Raw genomic sequence first — 23643 nt, 5'->3', positions numbered from 1 at the left:
ACCATAGGGGTATCGAATGACCCGCGGTCACGTAGTTTCGATGAGGTACCAGTTCCGTAGCCGACGTCCGGAGATCCCCACCGTGAGCGCGTCATCGACGACCCTCCCCCCGCCCACCGAACCGCTCCCGATCCAGGCCACCCGACCGCCGTGGCGCCACACCCTCATCGCGCTGTCGGTGCCGAACTTCCGGCTCTTCACGGCCACCAACCTCGTCGCCATGACCGCGGGGTGGATGCAGCGCATCGCGCAGGACTGGCTCGTCCTGCAGCTCACCGGCTCCGTCGCCCAGGTCGGCATCACCGTGGCGTGCCAGTTCGCGCCGATGCTGCTGTTCGGCCTGTTCGGCGGGGTCATCGTCGACCGCTTCTCGAAGCGCGCGCTGATGATGATCACGCAGGGGTCGTTCGCGCTCCTGTCCGCGCTGCTCGCGGTGCTCACGCTGACCGGTGTCGTGCAGGCCTGGCACATCTGGGCGATCGCGTTCCTGGTCGGCATGGTGACCGTCATCGACAACCCCGCACGGCAGGTCTTCGTCACCGAGATCGTCGGGCACGAGCACCTGCGGAACGCGATCAGCGTGAACTCCTCGGTGTTCCAGCTCGGCGGCATGATCGGGCCCGCACTGTCCGGCGCCCTGCTCGTCGCCGTCGGGGCCGGCTGGTCGTTCGGCGTGAACGCGATCGCCTGCGTCGCCGTCGTCGTGACGCTCGGGTTCCTGCGGGTGTCCGAGCTGCACCGCACGCCGCCGGCTCCCCGCGGCAAGGGGCAGCTCGTCGAGGGGCTCCGCTACGCCGTCCGCAAGCCGACCATCATCGTGCCGGTCATCCTCGTCGCGTTCTTCTCGGTGTTCGCGCTGACGATGCCCGTCCTGCTGTCCGCCTTCGCCTCGCAGGTCTACGACGTCGGGGCCGGCGGCTACGGCGTGTTCAACTCGGCCGTCGCGATCGGCGCCCTCGTCGGCGCGCTGCTCTCCACCCGTCGGGCCACCGTCCGCCTGCGCACCATCGTCGGCGGGGTCTTCTGGACGGGGATCCTGCTCGTGGTCTCCGGCTCGATCCCGGTGATCGCGCCGTTCACCGTGGCACTGGTCGCCGTCGGGATGTCGCAGCTGCTGTTCCAGACCGCGTCGAACTCCCTCGTGCAGCTGTCCTCGAACGTGGCGATCAGGGGTCGCGTCATGTCGCTCTACGTCCTCGTCCTGCTCGGAGGGCAGGCCATCGGCGGTCCGCTCATGGGCCAGGTCGTCGACCACTTCGGGGCCCACGTCGGCATGGTGGTCGCGGGTGGCGTCCCGGCGGCCGCTGCCGCCGTGGTGGGCCTGGTGCTCGCGCGCCGCGGCGACCTGCACCTGGCGATCCGGATGCGGCACCACATGCCGGTGCCGTCGATCGTCGGACACCGCTGACGGGCGGGCGGGAGGCGCGGTGCCGGCCCGCACCGCGCCTCCCGTCCGCTGTGCTGCAAGCCGCCGCGGTCGGCGCGGAGCGGCGCACAACGGAAGTCACCCGGAACCACGCCGTTGCGTGGTTCCGGGTGACTTCCGTCGTGCAGGCGGCCGGCCGGCCGCCGCGCCTCAGTAGGCGACGCCGAAGCGCGTCCGGTGGTGCGCCGGCGTCTCGATCTCGTCGTCGAACGCGATGGCGAAGTCCTCGCCCGAGATGTCCGAGTTGCCGTCGGCGTCGGTGAGCAGCACCTCGTCGGTGGTGCGGTACGTGCCGCGACGCTCACCGGGGTTGTACCCGCCGAAGGCCGCCGCCGGGCTGACGTAGAACCAGTCGACGTCGGTGTCCGAGGACCGGAGTGCGTCGAGGATCTGCGCGTGGCTCTTCGCCTCGCCCTTGAAGGCGTCCGGGAACCCCTCGGTGTCGAAGAGTCGGGGGCCGCCCTCGGCCACGAGCAGCGAGCCCGCCCCGCCGACGATGCCGAGCCGCGCGCCGGCGGCGGCTGCCGCGTCGACGAAGGGCTGGAACCGATCCTTCAGCTCGCTGCCGTCGGCCTGCACCGCGTGCAGGGACACGACCACGACGTCCGCGCCCTCGGTGACCTCGGCGACGAAGTCGGTGTCGAACGCGTCGCCCTGCGCGAGGGTGAGCCCCTCGGCGGGGTCGAGCTTGGAGGTGTCGCGCGCGACGGCGGTGATGGCGATGCCGCGGGACAGGGCCTCGCGGGTGATGGCGGAGCCGGCGTAGCCGGTGCCACCGAAGACGACGATGCTGGTCATGGAGCTTCCTCTCGTGGAACGTTGACACTCACCGTACAAGCGTTACTCTCTTTGAGAAAGTAGGCACCTCGCGGTGCGTGACGAACGGTGCAGCACGGAGGAACGATGTCAGCGCTCGAGTACAGCCCCTACGCCGCCGAGTGCCCCTCGCGCCAGCTGCTCGACCGCATCGGCGACCGGTGGAGCGTCCTGACGATCGGCACCCTCGCCGACGGTCCGGCACGGTACTCGGCGATCGCGAACCGTGTGCAGGGCGTGTCGCAGAAGATGCTCACGCAGACCCTGCGGGCGCTCGAGCGCGACGGACTCGTGACCCGGACCGTGTTCCCCGAGATCCCCCCGCACGTCGAGTACGAGCTCACCGACCGCGGACGCTCGCTCCGTGCGGTGCTGGAACCCATCGAGGACTGGGCGACGTCGCACATGGCCGAGGTCGCCGTCTCGCGTGAGCAGTACGACACCCGCCCGCGCTGAGCACGCCCGGAATCCCCGCACGCACGTCGTGGTTGCCTGGTGACATGCGATCTGTCGTCTACACAACGCCCGGTGACTCCTCCGTCCTCGAACTCGTCGACCGCGACGTGCCGCAGCCCGGCCACGGCGAGGTCCGCGTCCGCGTCGTCGTCTCCGGCGTGAACCCGACCGACTGGAAGGCCCGCGCCGGCGGCACCTACGGCGACGGCCTGCCGTTCCCGGAGATCACGCCGAACCAGGACGGCGCCGGCGTGGTCGACGCCGTGGGCGAGGGTGTCGACGGACTCTCGGTCGGCGACCGCGTCTGGCTGTACATGGCCGCCGCGAGCCGGCCCACCGGCACCGCGCAGGAGTACACCGTCGTGCCGGCCGACCGCGCCGTGCCGCTGCCGGAGGGCACGAGCTTCGACGTCGGCGCCTCGCTCGGCGTCCCGGCGATGACCGCGCACCGGGCACTCACCACCCACGAGGACGGCCCGGCACGGCTCGCCCCCGGCGCGCTCGAGGGCAAGCAGGTCCTCGTCGCGGGCGGCGCCGGCGCCGTCGGGCACGCCGCGATCCAGCTCGCCCGCTGGGCCGGCGCGACGGTGACCACGACCATCAGCTCGGACGAGAAGGCAGCCCTGGCGACCGCGGCCGGCGCTCACCACACCGTGAACTACCGCTCGGAGGACGCCGCGGCGCGCATCCGCGAGATCGCCCCGGACGGCGTCGACATCGTCGTCGAGGTGTCGATCCCGCACAACGCCGGACTCGTCGCGGACGTGCTGGCGAACCACGGCGTCGTCTCGATCTACGCGAACAACGGCGGGGACGACGCGACGCTGCCGATCCGCCCGAACATGAGCGTGAACGCGCGCTACCAGTTCCTGCTGCTCTACACGATCGGCGACGCGGCGCTCTCCGCTGCCGCCGAGGACGTCACGGCAGCCCTGCGCGACGGCGTCCTGCCGGTGGGCGAGGACGCGGGCCTGCCGCTCGTGCGCTTCGGCCTCGAGGACACCGCGTCTGCCCACGACGCGGTCGAGGGCGACGCCGTGGGCAAGGTGCTCATCGACGTCGCCCCCGCCGAGTAGCGCGGACGGTGTGCGGCCCGGTCAGCGACGCTGCCGGGCCGCGATCCGTTCGGCGACGCGGACACGCGCTTCGGCGAGTTCGCGCTCGAGGTTGGCGGCGATGACGTCGAGGTCTTCGTAGTCGGCGTCGGTGGTGTCGACGTTCCAGTTCGGCGAGGTCAGACGGGCACGTCCGAACGCCTTCGGAGCAGGGTTCACGGTCGTCATGGGTGGATCGTACGTCGAGCATCCGACAGAACGAGTCAGCATCACGGGCCTTTCCGGGATCGGCGATCCCGTTCTGGGTACGAGTACGTCAGGGAGAACGCGACCGCCAGGAACGACGCCATCATCGCGACGTTCTTCGTGTCGAGTTCGGTGAAGGCGTCCGGGACGGGCGAGTCCACCGTGAGCATGCCGAACGAGTACTCGTCCGACCGGATGACCACCGACACGTACGAGGTGTACCGCGGCGCGAAGTCCGGCAGGTCCTGGTCGGCGTCGACGTCCGCCGCGCGGTCCCCGACCACGCGGGGCGCGCCGCCGACCAGCACCCACTCGAGGTTCCGGTCGCCGTACGGGGTACCGGCACGGAAGACCCCGGCGGTGTCGCCCGCGCCGCCGTGCCCGATCGGCTCGAGCGCCGCCAGGTCCCCCGACAGCTGGTAGACGTTCGCGCGCACGTCGGGGACGCCGGGGAGCAGGTAGAAGGCGAGCGCCACGGCCACCCGGTCGGCGAACCAGGGCAGCTCCGACCGCCGGTCGCGTCGTGGGAGCTCGGTGAACCGGACCAATCGCGAGGCGATCTGCGTGAACGCGTACCGGACGGCCGTCGACTGTTCACGTTCGACGTGTGCCGCGGACTCCTCCGCCGCCAGCCGCCCGGCCTCGGTCCGCCGGGCGCGGACGACCTGCGTGAGCACGGCCGCGACGAGGACCACGAGGCCGAACGCGACGAGCCAGACCCGCACGGCGGTCCCGGTGACGAGGTTCGGCAGCTGGAAGGCGGCGGTCGGCGCGGCCGCGACGAGGATCGGCCACGCCACCGCACCGACCCGTCCGGCACGTGTCCCGCGCCGCTCCTGCTGTTGCCCCATGCCTCGACGCTAGGTGACACCACCGACCCCGACGGGGTTGTCCACAGGACGGCTCCCGGGGGACGGTGTTGTCCTCTGCAACGCTGACTTGACCCCCGAACGGGGCACGCGGAGCATCGACCCATGCAGCAGCGAACGAAGCTCCGGGTCCTCGCGTCCACCGCGACCGCGGCCCTCGCCCTCCTCGGCGGCTCACTCGGCGTCACCGCCGCGAGCGCCGCGACCGTCTCCCCGCAGGTCATCGGCGGCGAGCAGGCACCGAGCACCCCGTGGGAGGTGCAGCTCGTCTTCCAGCAGGGCGGCACCGGCACGTACGGGTGCACCGGCGAGCAGCTCAACGCGTCGTGGGTGCTCACCGCCGAGCACTGCGTCGACGGCACCACCGCGATGAACGTCTACCACTCCAACAGCACCACGAACCGGGGCACCGCGACCGCGGCCGACCGCCTCTACTCGGCGCCCTCCGGCGACATCGCCCTCGTGCACCTCCGCACGCCGAAGACCCTGTCGTCGTACGCACAGCTCGACCTCGGCAACGGCCCCCGCTCCTCCGGGACGGGCACGATCATGGGCTACGGCAACCGTGCGGACAGCGTGCCGACCACCGGGCTCTACCAGGCGAGCGTGAACCTGACCGGCAGCTCGACCGACGCGTACGGCGGGGTCGCCCAGCACGTCACCGGGGTGTCCGGCGCGTCGAACCACGGCGACTCCGGCGGCCCCCTGCTGGTGGACGGGAAGGTCGTCGGCGTCTGCTCCACGGGCGACGTGGCCGACCCCGGCGCGGACACGCACGCCGGGTCGAACTACGCCGTCCTCGCGCAGAGCGCGAGCTGGATCCGCTCCACCGCGGGCGTCTGACCGACCCGACCGCCGACCCGACGGGAGGCACGTGGCAGCGCCGCCACGTGCCTCCCGTCCGCCGTGGGGTCGCCGTCGCACGGCGGCCTCCGCACAGCGCCCCGTTACGCTGTCCCCGTGCCAGAGCCACGCCGCAGTCCGGGGAACCAATCTTCACTGCGTGAAGCCAACCGTGGCCGCGTCGTCGCCGCCGTGAAGCGGCACGGCGGGCTGACCCAGGTGGAGCTCGCCGGCGTCACCGGACTCTCGCCGGCGACCGTCTCGAACATCGTCAAGGAACTCGTCGCGTCGGGTGCCCTGCACGCCACCCCGAGCACCTCGAGCGGCCGACGCGCGCTGCGGGTCACGCTGCCGCACGGACTCGGCCTCGTCGCCGGGGTGCACGTCTCGCCGCGGCACCTGCGGGTCGCCCTGTCCGACCTGAACGCGACCGTGCTCGCCGAGCGCCACATGCCCCTGGCCCGCGACCACCGCGCCGACGCCGAGCTCGACAAGACGGCGCTCCTCGTGATGGACATGGTGGAGTCCATCGAGTCGTCGATGGACGAGGTGCTCTCCGTCGGGCTGGCCGTCGCCGCGCCCATCGACCGTCGCACGGGCATGACCGCCCGCGGCGGCATCCTCCGTGGCTGGGACGGCGTCCCGCTCGGCCGGTCGCTCGCGCGCCGTCTCGACCGCCCGGTGCAGGTGGACAACTCGGCGAACCTCGCCGCCCTCGCCGAGCACCGCAGCGGCGCGGCTCGTGGACGCAGCACCGTCGTGACACTCGACGTCGGCAACGGCATCGGTGCCGGGCTCGTCCTCGACGGCCACCTGTTCCGCGGCCACCACGGCATCGCCGGCGAGTTCGGGCACACGCCCGTCGTTCCGCACGGGCCGATCTGCCGGTGCGGCAACCGCGGCTGCCTCGAGGCGGTGGCCGGTGCGCCCGCCGTGCTCGAGGGCATCCGCGACGAGGTCGGCACGTTGAAGCTCGCCGACCTCGTGCTCCGAGCGATGGCCGGCGACGACGTCTGCATCCGGGCGGTGGCGGACGCCGGCCGGACGATCGGCACCGCGGCGGTGGGTCTGTGCAACCTCCTCGACCCGGAACGGCTCGTCGTGACCGGGGAGTTCGCGCGGGCCGGCGAGCTGCTGCTCGGCCCGATGCGGCACGCGCTGGAGTCGTCCCTCATCGTCGACGTGGACGGCACCCCCGACGTGGTGCAGGGGCAGCTCGGCGAGAAGGCCGCGGTGACCGGCGCACTGGCCCTGGCGATCGAGGCGGTCGACGTCACGCGTCCGCGCTGACGCCACGGCCGACCGAACGGCCCACTGGCCGCACGACGCGGGCCAGACAACGATTTCGTCATCTGGTCCGCACGTCTTGCGTTCAAGTCTTGCAGCCAAGAACGCACGCTGCCACACTCAGGGCACCGCCAACGTGGGCGGTCCACCTGTTGGAGGACGTTTCAATGAAGAAAGCCACCACACGAGCCATGCTGGGCGTCGGCGCCCTGCTGCTCGCGATCACCACCCTCGCGGGGTGTTCCAACGGCGCCGACGCGGGCACCGGGTCCGGCGGCGGCGGGGACGCGTCGAAGGCGAAGATCGGTCTGCTCCTCCCCGACTCCGTCACCGCCCGCTACGCGAGCGCCGACCGTCCGCTCTTCACCGCCGAGGTCAAGAAGCAGTGCAGCGGCTGCTCGGTCATCTACGCGAACGCCGACGGCGACGCGTCGAAGCAGCTGCAGCAGGCGCAGTCGATGCTGACGCAGGGCGTCAAGGTCCTCGTCCTCGACCCGTTCGACGGCGAGGCCGCGGCCTCGATCGTGCAGCAGGCGAAGGCGAAGAAGGTGCCCGTCATCTCCTACGACCGGCTCATCGACAGCCCGGACCTGAGCTACTACATCTCGTTCGACAACGAGAAGGTGGGCGAGCTCCAGGGTCAGGCCCTGGTCGACGCGCTCAAGGCGAAGGGCGTGCCGTCCGGCTCGGGCATCATCATGGTGAACGGCTCCCCGACGGACAACAACGCCTCGCAGTTCAAGAAGGGCGCGCACTCCGTCATCGACGGCAGCGGCTACAAGGTACTCGCCGAGTACGACACACCCGGATGGGACCCCGCGAAGGCTCAGGACTGGGCTGCCGGGCAGATCAGCAAGCTCGGCGTCGACAAGATCGCGGGCGTCTACGCGGCGAACGACGACACCGGCGGTGGCGTGATCGCGGCCATGAAGTCGGCCGGCGCGAAGACGCTGCCCCCGGTCACCGGTCAGGACGCCTCCCTCGCCGGGATCCAGCGCATCCTCGCCGGCGAGCAGTACATGACCGTGTACAAGGCGTTCAAGCCCGAGGCCTCGAAGGCCGCCGACCTCGCGATCCAGTTCGCCAAGGGTGAGAAGCCGAAGGGCGACTCCACCGTGCAGACCGCGAAGGGCGACTCCGTGCCGTCCACGCTGCTGCAGCCGGTGGCCGTGACGACGAAGAACGTCCAGTCGACGGTCGTCAAGGACGGGTTGTACACCGTGAAGCAGATCTGCACCTCGCAGTACGCCTCGGCCTGCGACAGCGCCGGCATCAAGTAGTTCCCGACGACACAACGCCCGCCCGGTCCCCGCGGACCGGGCGGGCACCACCACGCAGAGGACGGCATCCGTGAGCACGACACCCGTGAGCAACGAGTCACCAGCACCCCACCCCTCCGCCGCCCCGGTGATGTCCCTCCGCGGGATCACCAAGCGGTTCGGCGCCGTCCAGGCGCTCAGCGACATCGACTTCGACGTGCACGCGGGCGAGGTGATCGCCATCGTCGGCGACAACGGCGCCGGCAAGTCGACCTTCGTGAAGATCCTCGCCGGCGTGTACACGCCCGACGGCGGGACGATCACCTTCAACGGCGAGGAGGTCACCGTCCCGAACCCCGCGGCTGCGCAGTCGCTCGGGATCGCGACCGTCTTCCAGGACCTCGCCCTCGCCGACAACCTCGACGTCGTGTCCAACCTCTTCCTCGGGCGCGAGGTCGCGCACCCCTTCCTCGACGAGGAGGAGATGGAACGCCGGTCGTGGGAGCTCCTGCAGCAGTTGGCGGCCCGCATCCCCTCCGTCCGGATCCCGATCGCGTCGCTCTCCGGCGGCCAGCGGCAGACCGTCGCCATCGCCCGCTCGCTCATCGGCGACCCGCAGGTCGTCATCCTCGACGAGCCCACCGCCGCACTCGGCGTCGCGCAGACCGCCGAGGTCCTCAACCTCGTCGAGCGGCTCCGGGAACGCGGCCTCGGGGTCGTCCTCATCAGCCACAACCTCGCGGACGTGCAGGCCGTCGCCGACCGGGTCGCGGTGCTGCGCCTCGGCCGGAACAACGGCACGTTCCGCATCGACGACGTCTCCTACGAGGAGATCATCGCGGCCATCACCGGCGCCACCGACAACGCCGTCACGCGTCGCGCCGCCGCCCGGACCGAGCAGGAGACGACAGCATGAGCAAGACCGACGAGACCCTCACCGCGGCGACCCCGACCCCGTCGGCGGCCGATCTGCAGGACGAGCGGCTCCTGCGGGACCAGGGGATCGGTGGTGCCGCGAAGGCCTTCGTGCGCCGGGTCCGCGGCGGTGACATCGGCTCGCTGCCGGTGGTCGTGGGACTCATCGTGATCTGGGCGGTGTTCCAGGCGCTCTCCCCCGACTTCCTGTCGCCCGGCAACCTGGTGAACCTCGCGCTGCAGTGCGCGGCGGTGGGGACGATCGCCATCGGCATCGTCCTGGTGCTGCTCCTCGGCGAGATCGACCTGTCCGTCGGCAGCGTCAGCGGTCTCGCCGCCGCGATCCTCGGCCAGGGCCTCACGTCGCTCGGGTGGCCGCTCTGGCTGGTCCTCGTCGTGGCACTCGCCGTCGGGGCCGCCGCCGGACTGCTCTACGGGCTCCTGTTCACGCGCTTCGGCGTCCCCAGCTTCGTGATCACGCTCGCCGGGCTGCTCGGGTTCCTCGGTCTGCAGCTCCTGATCCTCGGTCCGAACGGCTCGATCAACCTGCCGTACGACTCCGCGATCGTGCAGTTCGCCTCGGCCTCGTACCTGCCGCCGTGGCTCGCGTACCTGCTGGCCGCGGTCGCCGCCGGCGGCCTGTTCTTCACCGAGGTCCGCCGCGCGGCCCGTCGCCGCCGGGCCGGTCTGTCCACGGGCGCGATGTCGCTCACGATCGCCAAGTCCGTCGCACTGTTCCTCGGTCTCGCGCTCATGGTGTGGTACCTGTCCCGCGACTTCGGGACCGGCACGTCGTTCGTGTTCTTCGTGGTCCTCGTCGTGCTGATGAACTTCCTGCTGAAGCGGACCCGGTGGGGTCGGTCGGTCTTCGCCGTCGGCGGCAACGTCGAGGCCGCGCGGCGGTCCGGCATCCGTGTCAACCGGATCTACATCTCGGTGTTCGTCCTCACGTCGCTGTTCGCCACGGTCGGCGGCATCCTCGCCGCGGCGCGCCTCAACTCGGCGAGCCTGTCCTCGGGCGCCGGCGACACGAACCTCAACGCCATCGCCGCCGCCGTGATCGGCGGGACGAGCCTGTTCGGCGGCCGCGGGAGCGCGTGGTCGGCACTGCTCGGCATCATCGTGATCCAGTCGATCTCGAACGGTCTGACCCTGCTCAGCCTCGACTCGTCGATCCGGTACATGATCACCGGTGCGGTGCTCCTGCTCGCCGTGATCATCGACTCCCTCTCGCGGCGCAGCCGCGCCAGCCACGGAGCGGCCTGACCCGGTCCGTCGGTCCGCGCGTCCGCCCTGGACGGTCGCGGTGACGGACGGGAGGCACGTGGCGGCGCCGCCACGTGCCTCCCGTCCGTCGTCCGTCGCCACCACGGCGTCACCGCGGGCTGGTAAGCAGGACCCATGACCGACGTCACCACGCCCGTACCCGGATCCAGAGCACTCGTCCTCGGGGGTGGCGGCGTCGCCGGCATCGCCTGGGAGCTCGGCGTGCTCACCGCGCTGCAGGAGGCCGGGGTCGACCTCGACGCAGCGGACCTCGTCGTCGGCACGAGCGCCGGCAGCGTCGTCGGGACGTTCGTCCGCCACGGCGGCGTGCGGCAGGCGTACGACCAGCAGCACGCGCCCGTCCCGACGACCTACGAGGAGCCCGTCCCGATCGCCGGTGACGACTTCCAGCAGCGCATCGGCGCCGTCCTCGAGGGCGCGACCTCCGACCAGGACGCCCGGGCGCGGCTGGGGCACCTCGCCCAGCAGACCACGACCGGCCAGACCGACGACGAGCGGGTCGCGACCTTCACCGAGACGCTGCCGTCCCCGGAGTGGCCCGCGAAGCCGCTCGCGCTGACGACCATCGACGCCACCGACGGGACCTTCCGGGTCCTCACCGCCGCCGACGGCGTCCCGCTCCCCCGCGCCGTCGCCGCCAGCTGCTCGGTGCCGCTCGTGTGGTCGCCGGTCGCGCTCGACGGCCGCCCCCACATCGACGGCGGGCTCCGCTCCGCCACGAACGCCGACGTCGCCGCCGGGCACGAGCGGGTCCTCGTGATCGCCTGCGGTCCCGAGGGCCCCTCGCCGCTCGGGCCGTGGCTCGACGTGGCGGTGGAGTCGCTCCGCGCCGCCGGCAGCTCGGTCGAGGTCGTCGTGGCCGACAGCACCGCGCAGCAGGCGTTCGGCACGAACTCGCTGTCGCTCTCGACGCAGGCGCCGTCGGCCGAGGCCGGGCACGCGCAGGGCAGCGCTGTGGCGGAGGGCATCGCCGCGTTCTGGGCGTAGCCGCGGGGCACGCCGCGGTCGGGGTCGCCGGCCGCGGACGCTGACCGTGCCCGGACGGGGGCCGCCGGTAGCGTGGGGGCATGACGACGCCGTTCTCCGATCTGGACCAGTTCACCGCCCTCCCACGAGTCGACGGCATCGCCGTGAGCCCCGACGGCTCCCGCGTCGCGCTCACGGTGAGCGTGCTCGACGCCGAGGGCACCGGGTACCGGCGGTCGGTCTGGGCCGTCCCCGGCACCGACGCCGACGCCGGGGCGCCCGCCCGACTGACCCGCTCGACCAAGGGCGAGGGCGGCGTCTCCTTCACCCACTCCGGCGACCTGCTCTTCGTGTCCGGCCGTCCCGACGGCGAGGGCGAGCAGGACTCCGACGCCGCGCAGCTCTGGGTGCTGCCCGCCGCAGGCGGTGAGGCCCGTCCCGTCACCCGGTTCGCGGGCGGCATCGGCGGCGTCCTCGGCGCGGCCACCGCGTCGGACACCGTCGCGATCACCGCGGCGCTCCTCCCCGGCGCCGGCACCGACCCGACCGGGGTGGTCACCGCGGACGCCGAGCTCCGCGGCCGCCGGAAGGACCGGAAGGTCCAGGCGATCCTGCACGAGACCTACCCGGTCCGCTACTGGGACCACGACCTCGGGCCGGACGAGACGCACGTCCTGACGCTCGACCTCGGCACGCTCCGCGAAGCCGACCGGACCCCGGCACCGTCCGACGACGGCCCGGACGGCGACACCAAGTCGGCCTACCCGGCACACCTCCCCGCACCGGTCGACGCCACTCCGGCGCCGGGCCGGTCCCTCGAACACGTCGCCGGTGCGGTCACCCCGGACGGCTCGGTGCTCGTCGTGACGGTCGCCGTGCAGGAGGCCCGTGGTTCACGCTCGACGATCGTCGCGATCGACGTCGCGAGCGGTCGGAGCACGGTGCTGTGCAGCGACGACGCCGTCGACCACGAGATGCCGACCCTCAGCCACGACGGCCGCACGCTCGCGTGGGTGCGGACGCCGCGGTTCACCTCGCGGGGTGCGACGCAGCAGGAGGTCTGGGTCGCCGACCTCGACGGCACCACGCTGTCCGGCGCGCGTCGCATCGCCACCGACTGGGACCGCTGGCCGAACGAACTCGTCTTCGCGCACGGCGACGAGGCGCTCCTCACCACGGCGGACCAGGACGGCCGGGCTCCCGTCTTCAGCATCCCCGTCGACGGCGGCGCCGTGGAGCAGCTCACCCACGACGACTGGGCGTACTCGAGCCTGCGCGTGGCAGAGGCGAGCGGCGCGGTCGTGGCGCTGCGCGCCTCCTGGCAGGCCCCGCTGCACCCGGTCCGCATCGGCACCGACGGTGCCGTCACCGAGCTCGCGACGCCGGCTGCCCTGCCCGAGGTGCCGGGGCGTCTGGAGGAGGTCGAGACCACCGCCGCCGACGGGTCACGCGTCCGCGGCTGGCTCGTGCTCCCGCCGGCCTCGGCGGGCGACGGTCCCCACCCGCTGCTCCTCTGGATCCACGGCGGACCGCTCAACTCGTGGAACCAGTGGTCGTGGCGCTGGAACCCGCAGCTCGCCGCCGCGCGGGGCTACGCCGTGCTGCTGCCGGACCCCGCGCTGTCGACCGGGTACGGGCTCGACTTCGTCAACCGCGGGTGGAACGCCTGGGGCCAGGCGCCGTACACCGACCTGATGGCGATCACCGACGCCGTCGTCGCCCGGCCGGACGTCGACGAGACCCGCACGGCAGCGATGGGCGGGTCCTTCGGCGGCTACATGGCGAACTGGGTCGCCGGGCACACCGACCGGTTCCGGGCCGTCGTCACGCACGCCAGCCTGTGGGCGCTCGACCAGTTCAACGGCACCACCGACATGTCGCAGTACTGGCAGTCGATCTTCGACGCCGAGGGGATGCACGAGAGCGATCCGCACCGGTTCGTCGCGGACATCGTCTCCCCGATGCTCGTCATCCACGGTGACAAGGACTACCGGGTGCCGGTCGGCGAGGGCCTGCGGCTCTGGTCGGAGTTGGCGGAGCACCACGCGGCGTCCGACGGCACGATGCCGCACCGGTTCCTGTACTTCCCGGACGAGAATCACTGGATCCTCAAGCCGCAGCACGCGGTCGTCTGGTACGAGACGGTGTTCGCCTTCCTCGCACAGCACGTGCTCGGCGAGGAGTGGGAGCGGCCCGAGCTGCTCGGGTAGGGCTTCGGCGCGCGGCGCTGCGCGCGGTGCTGGGCGCTGCCGACCCGGAACGACATCGTCGACGTCGTACGACGACGGGGATGTCGTTCCGGGTCGACGACCCGCGGTCGGCTCAGACGAACGCGGCCTGACCCGTGATCGCCCGCCCGACGATGAGCGTGTTCACCTCACGCGTGCCCTCGTACGAGTAGATCGCCTCGGCGTCGGCGAAGAACCGCGCGACGCCCTTGTCCAACACGATCCCGTTGCCGCCCTGCACCTCGCGGCACCAGCCCACGGTCTCGCGCATCTTCGCCGTCGCGAACGCCTTCGCCAGCGCGGAGTGCTCGTCGCCTCCGGTCCCGGCGTCCTGCATCGCCGAGGCCTGCGTGCACAGGGCGATCGACGCGGTGATGTTCGCGAGCGACTTCACGAGCAGGTCCTGCACGAGCTGGTGCGATGCGATCGGCTTGCCGAACTGGATGCGGGTCCGGGCGTAGTCGAGGGCGGCGTCGTACGCACCGACCGCGATGCCGATGGCCTGCCAGGCGACCTCGGTGCGGGTCAGCCGCAGGACCTCCGCCGTCGACCGGAAGGAGTCGGCGTGCTGGAGTCGGCGCGACTCCGGCACACGGACGCCCTGCATGACGATGTCGGCGTTCTGCACGCCGCGCAGCGCGATCTTGTCCTCGATCTTCGTCGCTGTGAACCCGGGGGTGTCCGTCGTGACGAGGAAGCCTTTGACCTGGTCGTCCGCCACGTCCTTCGCCCAGATGACGACGACGTCCGCGAAGGTGGCGTTGCCGATCCAGCGCTTCTCGCCGTCGAGCACCCAGTCGTCGCCCTCGCGCCGAGCCGTCGTGCGCAGCCCGCGCGCCGAGTCGCTGCCCGAGAGCGGCTCGGTCAGACCGAAGGCGCCGATGACCTCGCCGGACGCCATGCGCGGCAGCCACTCGCGCTGCTGCTCCTCGCTGCCGGCGACCGCGATCGAGTTCATCGCGAGGCCGGACTGCACGCCGATGAACGTCGCCACGCTGGCGTCGACGCGACCGAGCTCGAGTGCCGCCCACCCGCGGTACACCGCCGAGTTCTCGAACTGCCGGACGAGCGGGACGCCCGGCCCGTACATGCCGAGCTCGGCCAACGGCGTGATCACCTGCATCGGGAACTCGGCGCGCGCCCAGTACTCGTCGGCGATCGGCCGCACCTCGGACTCGAGGTAGGTGCGCAGTCGTCCGAGTGACGCTCGCTCCTGCTCGGTCAGCCCCTCCTGGAAACGGTAGAAGTCGGACTCGAGCAGCGCGGTGGTGGGCGTCAGCGTTGACATGGAGTCCACGATGCATCATTCTCGGAAACGTTGCAAGGAGGGTGCGCATGTACACATCGGATTCTGCGCTGCGCGCCTTCCGGGAGGCGCGCCACACCTTCATCGCCGGCTCACGAATCGACATGGGAGCCCTCGCCGCGGCGCTCGGCGTCGACCGCACCTCCCTGTTCCGATGGGTGGGCAACCGTGACCGGTTGCTGTCCGAGATCCTCTGGTCGCTCGCCGTCCCGACGCTCGACGCCGCGGCCCGCGCTGCCGACGCCGCCGGCTCCACCGGTGCCACCCGCATCGTCGACGTGCTCGACCGGTTCACGGCGGACCTCATCGACGCGCCGTACTTCCGGGCCTTCCTCGAGCGCGAACCCGTCCGGGCCCTCCGGCTGCTGACCACCACCGACAGCGACGTGCAGAGCCGGTTCGTCGACCGGGTCACCGCACTCATCGAGCACGAACGCGCATCCGGTACGTTCGATCCCGGCCCGCTGTCGGCCGAGGAGCTCGCACGGCTGCTCGTCCGCATCTCGGAGTCCTTCACCTACGCCGAGTTCATCTCGGGCGAGACGCCGAACCCCGAGCGGGCCCGAGCCGCGTTCGAGTACGTGCTGCGGCCCGACCCACCCCGCGTCACCGATGCCGCAGGCTCCCCCGCCACCACCTCGATCGGAGACCGATGACCATCGACGAGTACCCGTTCCGTCGCACCTACCCCACGCGCTGGAACGACAACGACATGTTCGGGCACGTCAACAACACGATCTACTACAGCGCGATGGACAATGCGTCGACGTACTGGTTCCGCGAGGAAGCCGGCCTCGACCCCTTCACGTCGGACTGGATCGCCGTGCTGGTGTCGTCGAGCTGCCGGTTCGTCGAGTCCGCCGTGTGGCCGGACGTGATCGAGGTCGGCATGCGCTCGAAGCACCTCGGGAACACGAGCCTGTCGTGGGAGTTCGGCCTGTTCCGGCAGTCCGACGGCGCGCTGCTGGCGACGGGCGAGTTCGCGCACGTGATCATCGACCGCGAGGGTGCCCGGCGCCCCGTCCCCCTGCCGGCGTCACTGCGTGCGCTCGTGACGGCGACGATGACCACGCCGGCGTCCGTCAGCGCCGACTGAACCGCGCGACTGCATCCCCGGTGCCGCGTCGCGCACGCGCCCACATCGCACCGGTGACCGCGTCGCACCCCCGCATGGACATCGCACCCCGTCACTCCGGGGTGCGATGTCCTAAGCGGGGTGCACTGCCTCAGGGGCGGTAGTCCTCGCGCCGTGGGTCGTTGAGCCGGACGGCGAGGTCGTCCCCCGCGGGCTTCGCCCCGCTCCACGTCCCGATGACCTTCGCGATCGTGGTCAGGACGAACCCCAGCGCCCGACCGATGGCGTACACGATGCGCATGCGCCGAGCGTAGACGTCCGACAGCCGGTCAGCACGTCAGCTCGTCGGCCCGTCAGCCCTTGAGCGCGGCCAGCTCCAGGTTGATGTCGTCGGGGTCCTGCACGGACAGGATCACCATGCCGGCGTCGCCGAGGTCGGTGACCTCGCCGTGCTCGACACCGGCGGCATCGAGGCGAGCGGCTGCCTGGTGCAGCTCGTCGACCGAGCCGACCACGAAGCTGACGTGGTCGAGGCCGACCGTGTCCGGGTCGAACCGCTGACCCGAGGGCGCGACAGGACGCAGGCCGAAGACCTGGTCGCCGAGCCGGAAGACCGACCCGCCGTAGAACCGCTCCCGGTCCTCGCGCACGCCCGGCTCGTCGACCTGGTCGCTGAAGTCGATCGCCGGGTCCGTGCCGAGCAGCTGCTGGTAGAACGCCTTGCTGCGGTGGATGTCCGTGACGGTAACGCGGACGTGGGCCAGGGCGGTGGGACGAGCGAACGGTTCGGTCATGGTGGAGCTCCTCAGGGATCGAGCCGACAGGGCATCGGCGGCGCACCGTGGTTGCGGCGCGAAGCCGAGGCAACCCCCACCACCTCGGAGCAGCCCTGCCCGGCGCGGAGACCGGACAGTTCGCACGCCTTGGAACCACGAATCCGACATCGAACCAGCCCGCGAGCGTGGTTCGATGTCGGATCCGTGGTTCGACCCGGGGACGGGCCCCGAGCACTCCGCCTAGATCAGGTCGTCCGTCAGGTGGTTCGGCGTGCCGAAGCGGTGCGCCGTGATCGACACGGCCTGCTCGCGGAGGAACGGGAGCATCTCGATGCGACCGGCCTCGGTCACGGGCTCCCCGTAGACCGCGACGTCCGGGCGCCCGCCGACCGCGGTGTACAGCGCGGAGACGTCACCGGCGATGAGCCGCACCCGGGTCGACGGACCGTCGGCGACGGCAGCGGCGAAGGCGTCGTCCGACTGTCCGACCGTCAGCGACCGGACGTTCGGCAGCGCACGCACGGCCGACTCGACCGAGGACGGCAGCGACGAGACCGCGGAGACCTCGACGGTCGTCCCGGCGCGGACCGAGGCCGCGACGATCCGGACGAGATCGGCGACGGCGTCCTGTTCGGACGATGCCAGCCGGACGTGCACGCCCGGGTAGGGCAGGTACCGCGCGATGTTGCGCTCCGCCGACAGCGCCGACACGTCGACCGCTGCGCCGAACAGCGAGGCCCAGGCGTGCTCGTCGGAGGCGACGGCTCGGTCGAGCGACGGCGAGGCGATGCCCGCAGCGCGTACGAACGACGACACGGCGGACGAGGGAGCAGCACCGGAAGCGGCCTCCGCCGGCGACCACGACCCGAGCCCGAACAGGTAGTTCAGCCCGCCGGCCTTCGTGCCGGCACCCACGGCCGACTTCTTCCACCCGCCGAACGGCTGACGGCGCACGATGGCCCCGGTGATGCCACGGTTGACGTAGAGGTTGCCCGCTTCGATCGTGTCGAGCCAGGTGCCGATCTCGGCCGGGTCGAGCGAGTGCAGGCCGGAGGTCAGGCCGTAGTCGACCTCGTTGACGATCGCGATCGCCTCGTTTAGCGTGGCCGCGGTCATGATGCCGAGGATGGGCCCGAAGTACTCGGTGCGGTGGAACGCCGAGCCGCGCCGGACGCCGTCGCGGACACCAGGGCTCCAGAGCTTGCCGGTGTCGTCGAGCTTCGCCGGCTTGACCGCCCAGGTCTCCCCCGCGCCGAGCTTGGTCAGTCCGTCGAGGAGCTTGCCGGCAGCGGGTTCGATGACCGGCCCCATCTGCGTGGTCGGGTCGGTCGGGTACCCGACGGTGAGCGACGAGACCGCGTCGATGAGCTGCGACCGGAAGCGTCGTGACGTGGCGACGGAACCGACGAGCACGACGAGGGACGCCGCGGAGCACTTCTGGCCGGCGTGGCCGAACGCCGAGGCGACGACGTCCTTCACGGCGAGGTCGAGGTCGGCCGACGGCGTCACGATGACGGCGTTCTTGCCCGAGGTCTCGGCGAGCAGCGGCAGGTCGGGACGGAACGAGCGGAAGAGCTCGGCGGTCTCGTACGCACCGGTGAGGATCACCCGGTCGACCGCGGGCGAGGCGACGAGCTGCTGCCCGAGGTCGTTCTCCGACACCTGCACGAACGCCAGCACGTCGGCCGGGGCACCGTGGGCGTCGAGCGCCGTCCCGATGATCGACGCGAGCACCGCACCGGACCGCTCGGCGGGCGGCGCGGGCTTGAGGACGACGGCCGATCCGGCGGCGAGCGCGGCGAGGGTCGACCCGGCCGGGATCGCCACCGGGAAGTTCCACGGCGGGGCGACGAGCGTCAGCGCTGCGGGCGTGAAGGACGCGCCGTCGACCGTGTCGAGCGACTCGGCCAGGGTGCCGTAGAAGTGCGCGAAGTCGATCGCCTCGGAGACCTCGGGGTCCGCCTGGTCGATGGTCTTGCCCGTCTCGGAGGCCATGACCTCGACGAGCGCGGCGCGGTTCGCCTCGAGCGCGTCGCCGACGGCGTGCAGGACGGCGGCGCGGGCCGCTCCCGGCCACGCACCCCACTCGGTGCCGGCGGCGCGGACCCGGCCGAGGACGGTGTCGAGCTGGTCGGCGGAGGTGAGACGCGCCTCCTGGACGGCCTTGGTGCCGAGCGTCGACGTCGCGATCCGACCGGTGATGGCGTCTCCCCAGGCGCGGAACTCGGCGACCGACGGGTCGGTGTCTGGCGTGTTCTCGAAGTGTCCGACGCCCGGACGCGACACGGCGGCGTAGCGGTCGGCGACGCGGTGGGACGCCGGAGCCGCGAGGCCCTCGGGCGTGGCGAGCGGCTCGAGCGACGCGCGGAACCGTGCTTCCTCGCGTGCGAACAGCGGCGGGGACGACACGAGCGAGAACACCGCGGACATGAAGTTCTCCTGCGACGCGCCCTCCTCGAGGCGGCGGATCAGGTACGCGATCGCCACGTCGAACTCACCCGGGTGCACGACGGGCGTGTAGAGCAGCAGCGAGCCGACGGTGCGGCGGACGGCCTCGGCCTGGCCCTGCGCCATGCCGAGCAGCATCTCGAACTCGATGCCGTCGCGGACGCCGCGCTCACCGGCGAGCAGCCACGCGTGTGCGACGTCGAACAGGTTGTGGCCGGCGACGCCGATGCGGACGTTCTCGACGCGGGACGGCGTGAGCGCCCAGTCGAGCACGCGCTTGTAGTTGGTGTCGGAGTCCTGCTTGGTGTGCCAGGTGGCGAGCGGCCAGCCGTGCACGGACGCCTCGACCTGCTCCATCGGCAGGTTCGCGCCCTTGACCAGCCGGACCTTGATGCCGGCACCACCACGGGCACGGCGGGCGGCGGACCACTCCTGCAGCTGTTGCATCGCGGCGAGCGCGTCGGGCAGGTACGCCTGCAGGACGATGCCGGCTTCGAGGTGCAGGAACTCCGGCTCGTCGAGGAGCTTCGTGAAGACCGCGATGGTGAGGTCGAGGTCCTTGTACTCCTCCATGTCGAGGTTGATGAACTTCGCCGGGGTGCTCGTGGCGGCTCGGCGGAAGAGCGGTCGGAGCTTCTCGATGATGTCCTGCACGGCGTGGTCGAACGCCCACGGCGAGTGCGGGTGGACGGTCGAGGACACCTTGATCGAGACGTAGTCGACGTCGTCGCGGGCGAGGAGCTTGTGCGTCCCCTCGAGCCGGCGTGCCGCTTCGGACTCGCCGAGGACGGCCTCGCCGAGCAGGTTCACGTTGAGCCGGACACCGTCGCGCTTGATCCCGGCGATGGCCGGGCCGAGCTTGGCGTCGGTCGCGTCGACGATGAGGTGGCCGACCATGTCGCGGAGCACCCGGCGCGCGATGGGTACGACGACGCCGGGCAGCAGCGGGGCCATGCCGCCGCCGAGCCGGACGAGCCCGCGGAGCGCCGCGGGCAGGAAGCCGGGCGCGTTCGGTGCGATCTCGCGGAGCTTGCGGGCCGCGACCCCGAGGTCCTCGGGGCGGACGACGCCGTCGACGAAGCCCACGGCGAAGTCGAGGCCGGCGGGGTCGGCGAGCACGCCGGCGAGCTGCTTCGCCGAGCCGTCGACCGGGTAGGTCTCGGCCTCGGCCAACCACTGTCGGACGAGTGCGACGGACTGGCCCGCGAGGGCGTCGGAGCCCGTCGCCTCGGGCTCGGTGGCAGGGGGCTCGTGCAACGTCGTCATGGCCCCAGTGTGGAGCGCTCGATGCTGAAGCGGAAGCAACTCTTCGTGACGGGTACCATTCACTTCACCTGATGCTTCGAGGAGGCTCCCGTGCTCGACGTCCGCCGCCTGGTCCTCCTCCGCGAGCTGTCGATCCGCGGCACGATCGCCGCCGTCGCCGAGGCCGTCAACTTCACCCCGTCGGCCGTCTCGCAGCAGCTGTCCGCGCTCGAGCGCGAGGCCGGCGTCCCGCTGCTCCGGAAGGCCGGACGGCGGCTGCAGCTCACCCCGCAGGCCGAGGTGCTCGTGCAGGCCGCGGGGCACGTGCTCGACGTCCTCGACCAGGCGCAGGCCCAGGTCGAGTCGACGATGCCGACGGTGCAGGGGCGCGTGCGGGTCGCGGTGTTCCAGTCCGCCGCCCTGGCCCTGATGCCGAGCGCCCTGCACGACATGGCGACGCAGCACCCGGACGTCCGGATCGAGATGGTGCAGCGCGAGCCGGAGACCGCGCTCCACGAGACCTGGGCCCGCGACTTCGACATGGTCATCGCCGAGCAGTACCCGGCACACGCGGCTCCGCACCTACCGGGCCTCGACCGGTCCGACCTGACGACGGACGCCGTCCGCCTGGCGCTCCCGCCGGTCGACGTCGCCCTGGCGCCGGTCTCCTCCATCGCGGACGCGGAGGCCCTGCCGTGGGTGATGGAGCCGCGTGGCACGGCGTCCCGGCACTTCGCCGAGCAGGTGTGCCGCCGCTGGGGCTTCGAGCCCGACGTCCGGTACGAGACCGCCGACCTGCAGACGCAGATCCGCCTGGTCGAGTCCGGCAACGCCGTCAGCCTCATGCCCGACCTCATGTGGACGGGCCGGACCACGACCTGCCGGCTCGTCGACCTGCCGGAGCGACCCCGCCGGACGATCTTCACCGTGGTGCGGTCCGCCGGCTCGTCCTCCCCGGCGGTGCGCGCACTCCGCGACGCCCTCGAACGCGCTGCGGCCACCGTCGGCGACTGACCGTCGACGGCCTGGAGGCGCGGTGCGGGCCCGCCACCCGGGCCGTCTCGACGACCGCGCAGGTCGTGACCGATCCGTGACCTCCGACCGCGTCAGGTTCCGTCCGCCCCGCACATTGCTGGAGTGAGGGCGCCGATCGGGTGCCCACCACAGCATCCGAGGGGGATCCCGTGAAGCAGTCCTGCACGTCCACGTTCCGACGGAGCGCCGCAGTCGGCGCAGCCGTCGCCATCGTCGCCGCGTCCTCGGCGTTCGGCATCGGTGCGACCGCCGCCGTCGCCGCACCCGCCGACACGACCGCCGCCACGACCGCCGCCACGAGCGACGCCGTCGGCACGTCCGGAACCGGCGCGCCGAGCACCACCACCCCGAGCGCGACGCCCGGCGCGACACCGGCCGCGACCGAGACGCCGGCTGCGACACCATCGGCTCCGACGCCGTCAGCTCCGACGACCGCCGATCCCACGCCCGCCGCCCCGGCACCCGAGCCCGCACCGACGTCCGACACCACCCCGACACCGACCCCGACCTCGACCGCCAGCGGCGCTCCGAAACCCGCCGCATCCCCCACGGAGGACCCGGCACCGAAGGACGGCACGACCGGAGCAGCCGCCGACGGCGCCGTCTCGTGGCCGCAGTCCTCGAGCCCCTCCGAGCCCATCGAGTTCACGGCAACCGCAGGCACGGCGTTCTCCCACCAGTTCGTCGCCGAGGGCGGGGACCAGGCGCTCGAGTACGGCTTCGACCCACTCGGCAACTTCGACGACTACGCGGACTTCCGCTGGGACGACTCCGGTCTGCTCCGCGGGACCCCGACGAAGCCCGGGACGTACGCCTTCAGCGTCCTCGCGACCGACACCCGTCACACGGCGACGCAGTGGATCGAGATCACCGTCGAGCCGGGAGCCGCAACGCACATCGGCGCCCAGGTGTACTCGAATGCCGATGGCCACTACCCCGCCTGGTCGGTGGCCGGCGGCGCGGACGGTGGCATCGCCCCGATCGGCGGCGGCGGCCTCATCGACGCGGTCCCGGCCGAACCCGGCGGCTCGCTCTGGGTCAGCGCCGTGGTCACCGACCGTCTCGGCAACCCGCTGAACGGCCCGGAGATGCCCGAAGAGTCGACCCTGACGAGCAGCGACCCCGCCGACGTCCTCACCTGGAACGACGACACGAACACGTGGAAGGTGACGTTCGGCGACGCCGGGCCGCGGCGCCTCACCCTGCAGTCCGATGGTCTCTCGCTGACGATCGCCGTCGCCGTCGCCGACCGACCGCTCGCGTTCACCGGCTCGGGTGCGACCCAGACATTCCGGACGACCGCGGGCGAGACCTTCTCCCACACCTTCACGGCCACCGGCAGCACCAAGCCGGTCCGGTACGTCCTGCAGTACCCCGACGACGAGTACGTGGACCCGCAGCACGCCGACGCCCGCATCCCCGACCACCTGACGATCGACCGCGAGACCGGCGTGCTGAGCGGCACCCCGACGGTCGCCGGGGAGTACCGGTTCCGGGTCGTCGCGACGGACGGTTCGGAGATCGCCCGGCAGGAGGTCGAGTTCACCGTCGCGCCGGGGGTGACGAAGGACATCCTGACGTTCATCTCGACCGGCGAGGACGGGAAGGGCACCGTCTGGGGCTTCGGACCGCGGCAGCAGCTCATCCGCATCGACGGCCTCGGCGAAGCAGCGACCCACACCCCGGTCGACGCCATCCCGGTCGACCAGGGCGACGCCCTCTTCGTGAAGTCGACACCCATCGACGCGTGGGGCAACACCTCCGTCCCGCTCGAGCCGCAGCCCGGTGACCCGCACCCGGAGGTCACGAGCAGCGTCGCGACGGACCGGATCGACTTCCTCGAGCAGTCCTGGAGCTCCCGCGTGACGTTCACGCACGCGTCGCTGCACCGGATCGCCGTCCGCTTCGACGGGGTGTCGGACACGTTCGACGTCGCGGTCACCCCGACCGCCGGCGGTGCTGGTGCTGGGGCCGGAGGGTCCCTCGCCTACACCGGGGCGGATGAGTCCGGCCCCCTCGGCTGGGCCCTCGGCCTGCTCGCCTCGGGTGCGGGGCTGCTCGTCTGGCGCCTGCGTCGCCGACACAGCTGAGGCTCGTCACAGCGA

General features: G+C 72.0%; 21 protein-coding genes. 14 read left to right on the top strand and 7 right to left on the bottom strand.

Going from position 1 to position 23643, the window contains the following annotated elements; genetic code table 11:
• The first annotated feature begins 82 nt into the window (after positions 1–82).
• Positions 83–1408: an MFS transporter gene (locus AAEP86_RS10665; protein ID WP_420367311.1), complete on the top strand. Its 1326-nt coding sequence runs from the start codon at positions 83–85 to the stop codon at positions 1406–1408.
• A 168-nt stretch (positions 1409–1576) separates the two neighbouring features.
• Here the strand turns inward: AAEP86_RS10665 and AAEP86_RS10660 are convergent, their stop codons facing one another.
• Positions 1577–2224, bottom strand: coding sequence for an NAD(P)-dependent oxidoreductase (locus AAEP86_RS10660; RefSeq protein ID WP_420367310.1), 648 nt, complete (start codon positions 2222–2224; stop codon positions 1577–1579).
• Between the two features lie 105 nt (positions 2225–2329).
• Between AAEP86_RS10660 and AAEP86_RS10655 the strand changes: the two genes are divergently transcribed.
• Both AAEP86_RS10655 and AAEP86_RS10650 read left to right on the top strand, forming a co-directional pair.
• Entirely contained in the window at positions 2330–2698 is a 369-nt protein-coding gene (locus AAEP86_RS10655) for a winged helix-turn-helix transcriptional regulator (protein WP_420367309.1), read from the top strand.
• Positions 2699–2742: 44 nt separating this feature from the next.
• Positions 2743–3774, top strand: a complete 1032-nt coding sequence (locus tag AAEP86_RS10650) for an NADPH:quinone reductase (protein WP_420367308.1) — start codon at positions 2743–2745, stop codon at positions 3772–3774.
• A 21-nt stretch (positions 3775–3795) separates the two neighbouring features.
• Here the strand turns inward: AAEP86_RS10650 and AAEP86_RS10645 are convergent, their stop codons facing one another.
• Both AAEP86_RS10645 and AAEP86_RS10640 read right to left on the bottom strand, forming a co-directional pair.
• A complete protein-coding gene (locus AAEP86_RS10645) occupies positions 3796–3981 on the bottom strand; it encodes a hypothetical protein (RefSeq protein WP_420367307.1) in 186 nt (61 codons plus the stop codon).
• Positions 3982–4022: 41 nt separating this feature from the next.
• A complete protein-coding gene (locus AAEP86_RS10640) occupies positions 4023–4850 on the bottom strand; it encodes a GAF domain-containing protein (protein ID WP_420367306.1) in 828 nt (275 codons plus the stop codon).
• 123 nt (positions 4851–4973) lie between these two features.
• Here AAEP86_RS10640 and AAEP86_RS10635 point away from each other — a divergent pair, with 123 nt between their 5' ends.
• From AAEP86_RS10635 to AAEP86_RS10605, 7 genes are all read left to right on the top strand, one after another.
• Entirely contained in the window at positions 4974–5711 is a 738-nt protein-coding gene (locus AAEP86_RS10635) for a S1 family peptidase (RefSeq protein WP_420367305.1), read from the top strand.
• A 192-nt stretch (positions 5712–5903) separates the two neighbouring features.
• Positions 5904–7001: an ROK family transcriptional regulator gene (locus tag AAEP86_RS10630; RefSeq protein WP_420367304.1), complete on the top strand. Its 1098-nt coding sequence runs from the start codon at positions 5904–5906 to the stop codon at positions 6999–7001.
• Between the two features lie 164 nt (positions 7002–7165).
• Positions 7166–8278, top strand: coding sequence for a sugar ABC transporter substrate-binding protein (locus AAEP86_RS10625; protein ID WP_420367303.1), 1113 nt, complete (start codon positions 7166–7168; stop codon positions 8276–8278).
• Between the two features lie 130 nt (positions 8279–8408).
• Positions 8409–9173, top strand: coding sequence for an ATP-binding cassette domain-containing protein (locus tag AAEP86_RS10620; protein WP_420370474.1), 765 nt, complete (start codon positions 8409–8411; stop codon positions 9171–9173).
• A complete protein-coding gene (locus AAEP86_RS10615) occupies positions 9170–10438 on the top strand; it encodes a sugar ABC transporter permease (protein ID WP_420367302.1) in 1269 nt (422 codons plus the stop codon). The genes AAEP86_RS10620 and AAEP86_RS10615 overlap by 4 nt, the downstream gene beginning before the upstream one ends.
• A 135-nt stretch (positions 10439–10573) precedes the next feature.
• The gene (locus AAEP86_RS10610; RefSeq protein ID WP_420367301.1) at positions 10574–11446 is read left to right on the top strand and encodes a patatin-like phospholipase family protein; all 873 of its coding nucleotides are present in this window, start codon (positions 10574–10576) and stop codon (positions 11444–11446) included.
• 80 nt (positions 11447–11526) lie between these two features.
• A complete protein-coding gene (locus AAEP86_RS10605; protein ID WP_420367300.1) occupies positions 11527–13635 on the top strand; it encodes a S9 family peptidase in 2109 nt (702 codons plus the stop codon).
• A gap of 112 nt (positions 13636–13747) precedes the next feature.
• On the opposite strand, the gene AAEP86_RS10600 is transcribed toward AAEP86_RS10605, so the two are convergent.
• Positions 13748–14941 carry an acyl-CoA dehydrogenase family protein gene (locus tag AAEP86_RS10600; RefSeq protein ID WP_420367299.1) on the bottom strand — a complete coding sequence of 398 codons (1194 nt, stop codon included), beginning with the start codon at positions 14939–14941 and terminating at the stop codon, positions 13748–13750.
• Between the two features lie 47 nt (positions 14942–14988).
• On the opposite strand from AAEP86_RS10600, the gene AAEP86_RS10595 reads away from it, so the two are divergent.
• Together AAEP86_RS10595 and AAEP86_RS10590 are read left to right on the top strand one after the other, a co-directional pair.
• Positions 14989–15615, top strand: coding sequence for a QsdR family transcriptional regulator (locus AAEP86_RS10595; protein ID WP_420367298.1), 627 nt, complete (start codon positions 14989–14991; stop codon positions 15613–15615).
• Positions 15612–16055, top strand: a complete 444-nt coding sequence (locus AAEP86_RS10590) for an acyl-CoA thioesterase (protein WP_420367297.1) — start codon at positions 15612–15614, stop codon at positions 16053–16055. Before AAEP86_RS10595 ends, AAEP86_RS10590 begins: the two co-directional genes overlap by 4 nt.
• A gap of 130 nt (positions 16056–16185) precedes the next feature.
• On the opposite strand, the gene AAEP86_RS10585 is transcribed toward AAEP86_RS10590, so the two are convergent.
• The 3 genes from AAEP86_RS10585 to AAEP86_RS10575 all read right to left on the bottom strand — a co-directional run bounded on the left by AAEP86_RS10585 (position 16186) and on the right by AAEP86_RS10575 (position 20524).
• Positions 16186–16335 carry a hypothetical protein gene (locus AAEP86_RS10585; protein WP_420367296.1) on the bottom strand — a complete coding sequence of 50 codons (150 nt, stop codon included), beginning with the start codon at positions 16333–16335 and terminating at the stop codon, positions 16186–16188.
• A 52-nt stretch (positions 16336–16387) separates the two neighbouring features.
• A complete protein-coding gene (locus tag AAEP86_RS10580; RefSeq protein WP_420367295.1) occupies positions 16388–16828 on the bottom strand; it encodes a VOC family protein in 441 nt (146 codons plus the stop codon).
• Between the two features lie 222 nt (positions 16829–17050).
• The gene (locus tag AAEP86_RS10575; protein WP_420367294.1) at positions 17051–20524 is read right to left on the bottom strand and encodes a proline dehydrogenase family protein; all 3474 of its coding nucleotides are present in this window, start codon (positions 20522–20524) and stop codon (positions 17051–17053) included.
• A gap of 90 nt (positions 20525–20614) precedes the next feature.
• Here AAEP86_RS10575 and AAEP86_RS10570 point away from each other — a divergent pair, with 90 nt between their 5' ends.
• Positions 20615–21517 carry a LysR family transcriptional regulator gene (locus AAEP86_RS10570; RefSeq protein WP_420367293.1) on the top strand — a complete coding sequence of 301 codons (903 nt, stop codon included), beginning with the start codon at positions 20615–20617 and terminating at the stop codon, positions 21515–21517.
• A gap of 170 nt (positions 21518–21687) precedes the next feature.
• Positions 21688–23628, top strand: coding sequence for a putative Ig domain-containing protein (locus AAEP86_RS10565; RefSeq protein ID WP_420367292.1), 1941 nt, complete (start codon positions 21688–21690; stop codon positions 23626–23628).
• Positions 23629–23643: the final 15 nt, after the last annotated feature.

Origin of the sequence: Curtobacterium sp. L1-20, from assembly GCF_048755855.1 — a bacterium.
Lineage (GTDB): Bacteria > Actinomycetota > Actinomycetes > Actinomycetales > Microbacteriaceae > Curtobacterium.
The sequence above is the reverse complement of the archived record's forward strand: the minus strand, read 5'-3'. Positions and strand labels throughout refer to the sequence as shown.

What these genes read in the sequence shown, in the direction of transcription:
- AAEP86_RS10590 (WP_420367297.1), top strand. Translation starts at nt 15,612, where the DNA reads ATGACCATCGACGAGTACCCGTTCCGTCGCACCTACCCCACGCGCTGG.
- AAEP86_RS10645 (WP_420367307.1), bottom strand. Translation starts at nt 3,981, where the DNA reads ATGACGACCGTGAACCCTGCTCCGAAGGCGTTCGGACGTGCCCGTCTG.
- AAEP86_RS10660 (WP_420367310.1), bottom strand. Translation starts at nt 2,224, where the DNA reads ATGACCAGCATCGTCGTCTTCGGTGGCACCGGCTACGCCGGCTCCGCC.
- AAEP86_RS10575 (WP_420367294.1), bottom strand. Translation starts at nt 20,524, where the DNA reads ATGACGACGTTGCACGAGCCCCCTGCCACCGAGCCCGAGGCGACGGGC.
- AAEP86_RS10610 (WP_420367301.1), top strand. Translation starts at nt 10,574, where the DNA reads ATGACCGACGTCACCACGCCCGTACCCGGATCCAGAGCACTCGTCCTC.
- AAEP86_RS10620 (WP_420370474.1), top strand. Translation starts at nt 8,409, where the DNA reads ATGTCCCTCCGCGGGATCACCAAGCGGTTCGGCGCCGTCCAGGCGCTC.
- AAEP86_RS10640 (WP_420367306.1), bottom strand. Translation starts at nt 4,850, where the DNA reads ATGGGGCAACAGCAGGAGCGGCGCGGGACACGTGCCGGACGGGTCGGT.
- AAEP86_RS10580 (WP_420367295.1), bottom strand. Translation starts at nt 16,828, where the DNA reads ATGACCGAACCGTTCGCTCGTCCCACCGCCCTGGCCCACGTCCGCGTT.
- AAEP86_RS10635 (WP_420367305.1), top strand. Translation starts at nt 4,974, where the DNA reads ATGCAGCAGCGAACGAAGCTCCGGGTCCTCGCGTCCACCGCGACCGCG.
- AAEP86_RS10605 (WP_420367300.1), top strand. Translation starts at nt 11,527, where the DNA reads ATGACGACGCCGTTCTCCGATCTGGACCAGTTCACCGCCCTCCCACGA.
- AAEP86_RS10625 (WP_420367303.1), top strand. Translation starts at nt 7,166, where the DNA reads ATGAAGAAAGCCACCACACGAGCCATGCTGGGCGTCGGCGCCCTGCTG.
- AAEP86_RS10585 (WP_420367296.1), bottom strand. Translation starts at nt 16,335, where the DNA reads ATGCGCATCGTGTACGCCATCGGTCGGGCGCTGGGGTTCGTCCTGACC.
- AAEP86_RS10650 (WP_420367308.1), top strand. Translation starts at nt 2,743, where the DNA reads ATGCGATCTGTCGTCTACACAACGCCCGGTGACTCCTCCGTCCTCGAA.
- AAEP86_RS10615 (WP_420367302.1), top strand. Translation starts at nt 9,170, where the DNA reads ATGAGCAAGACCGACGAGACCCTCACCGCGGCGACCCCGACCCCGTCG.
- AAEP86_RS10600 (WP_420367299.1), bottom strand. Translation starts at nt 14,941, where the DNA reads ATGTCAACGCTGACGCCCACCACCGCGCTGCTCGAGTCCGACTTCTAC.
- AAEP86_RS10655 (WP_420367309.1), top strand. Translation starts at nt 2,330, where the DNA reads ATGTCAGCGCTCGAGTACAGCCCCTACGCCGCCGAGTGCCCCTCGCGC.
- AAEP86_RS10595 (WP_420367298.1), top strand. Translation starts at nt 14,989, where the DNA reads ATGTACACATCGGATTCTGCGCTGCGCGCCTTCCGGGAGGCGCGCCAC.